Source organism: Novosphingobium sp. TCA1 (genome assembly GCF_009811895.1).
GTDB classification, from domain to species: domain Bacteria; phylum Pseudomonadota; class Alphaproteobacteria; order Sphingomonadales; family Sphingomonadaceae; genus Novosphingobium; species Novosphingobium panipatense_A.
Window position 1 is genome coordinate 1 of sequence record NZ_BLJH01000106.1, and the last position, 1,803, is coordinate 1,803.

Below are 1,803 nucleotides of genomic sequence, written 5' to 3' on the forward strand. Positions count from 1 at the left end.
CACCAGCCAATGACGCCGGCGGCGCTGGCACCTGCGTGCCATGCCTGATCGATATGAGCGTTCTCGACCTTGCGATCTTCATGCGGGTCCACCGCGTCAGCAAGGTCACGCCTGCAGGCGAGGTTTCCGCGACGATCGGACACTGGTTCGATTGCCATATCGACCCTTTCGAGATCGAGCAGCGGTTCCGCGCGATGATCGAGAAGGGCTGGCTCGTTCGCCGGACGGGCGGTGTTCGCCCGACGCTCAACGGGCGACGGCACGGCCGCACACACCTGCGCGGTCTGGTTCGGATGATGGATCAGGGCACGAGCATGCTCGACGTGGCCCGAATGATGTCCGTCCTGGGCATCGCAATGCAGGAACTGGATGGGGAGCACTCAGTCGATGATGACCAATGAGCGTGACGCACTGGAGATCCGCCCAAGTGGCAGCGCTGACAGGTTGCCCGGGCGCATTGCCCGCCTTGGTGCGATTCTGTTGGCTCTTGCCCCTGCCCTTCCCCTGCCGGTGCTCGCCGCCCCGCAGGATGCCGGGCTCGAGGCAGGCGAGGACAACGATGACTTCTATTGCCGCGAGCGCAAGTTGGGGCAGTGGTTCTATTGCGAGAAGCCCAAGCCGAAACCGAGCGAACAGAAGGCGGCCGAACCGGCGCAGTCTGCCAGCGAGCGGATCGCCGCGATCGCAAGGCAACTGGACGAGTTGAAGGCCCGCGCCATCCTCGAGCCGAGCGAAGAGAACGTGATCGCCTATGTGCGCTTCCAGCGCGAGCAGCTCGATCGCGCCTCCACCTTCTCCGACACCTGGCAGCGCGCCCTGTGGCAGAACCCGGACATCGACTACACGCTGCAGCGGCCTGTCTCGACGGTCGCCAAGCGGGCGTGGACCGACAATCGCACCGCCGATCGCGGCCAGGTGCTTGCGCATCTCGGCCAGCGCTATGGTATGTTCTACTTCTTCGCGCAGAGCTGCGGTGCCTGCGAAATCTTCGCGCCGATCCTGCGCTCGGTTGCGGACAGCCATGGGCTGGCCGTCATGGCCGTCTCGATGGATGGCGGCCCGAGCAAGGACTTCCCGAATTACGTCGTCGATTCCGGTCAACGCGAACGAATGGGCGTGCCGGGTAACGCGACGCCCGCGCTGGTCCTCTTCGATACCGCCACCAAAAAGACCGTCCCGATCGGCTTCGGCATCCTCTCGGCCGACGAGATCATGGACCGGATCTTCATGCTCACCAACACCAAGGTCGGGAGTGACTACTGATGGCCGAGCTTCCCCCCTTCCCTTCCGCCCAGCGCAAACCCTCCTCCCGCTTGCGCGTCTTTCGTCGGCGGTTTGCCGCCGCCGCCCTGAGCCTCGGGGCAGCCAGCATGGTGCCGATCGGCATCGCGCGCGCGGACGTCGCCAGCTCGATGAACTCGTTCTTCAACGACGCCGGCGGCGCTGCCAACGTGACCGGCCCGACCGCCTATCAAGGCCAGTCGGCGGGCTACTACTCGCTTGGCAATGCATGGACCCGTTTCCCGCAAAAGAGCGTGTCGCCGTTCAACCTCCAGCTGCCGAGCGCACGCGCTGGTTGCGGCGGTATCGACCTATTCACCGGTTCATTCTCGTTCATCAACGCCTCTGAGATGGTGGCGATGCTGAAAGCGACCGCCAACAATGCCCTCGGCTTCGCCTTCAAGCTGGCGATCGACAGCGTCTCGCCCGAAATCGGCAAGATCATGGGTGAGTTCCAGCAAGCCGCCCAGCAGATGAACCAGATGAACATCTCGTCGTGCGAGGCGGCGCAGGGCCTCGTCG

Annotated in this window: 3 protein-coding genes; all 3 read left to right on the forward strand. The window is 64.4% G+C overall.

The genetic code is table 11. From position 1 onward, the window contains the following. Positions 1 to 401, forward strand: a 401-nt coding sequence (locus tag NTCA1_RS28230; RefSeq protein ID WP_236549632.1) for a hypothetical protein, incomplete at its 5' end; no start/stop codon positions are given. Further along, positions 388 to 1,263 (forward strand): conjugal transfer protein TraF, encoded by an 876-nt coding sequence (locus NTCA1_RS28235; protein ID WP_008828781.1) that lies wholly within the window; start codon positions 388 to 390, stop codon positions 1,261 to 1,263. The genes NTCA1_RS28230 and NTCA1_RS28235, both read left to right, overlap by 14 nt. Positions 1,264 to 1,370: 107 nt before the next feature. Then, on the forward strand, positions 1,371 to 1,803 hold a 433-nt coding region (locus NTCA1_RS28240), incomplete at its 3' end, for a conjugal transfer protein TraH (protein WP_201282631.1).

What these genes read in the sequence shown, in the direction of transcription:
- NTCA1_RS28235 (WP_008828781.1), top strand. Translation starts at nt 388, where the DNA reads ATGATGACCAATGAGCGTGACGCACTGGAGATCCGCCCAAGTGGCAGC.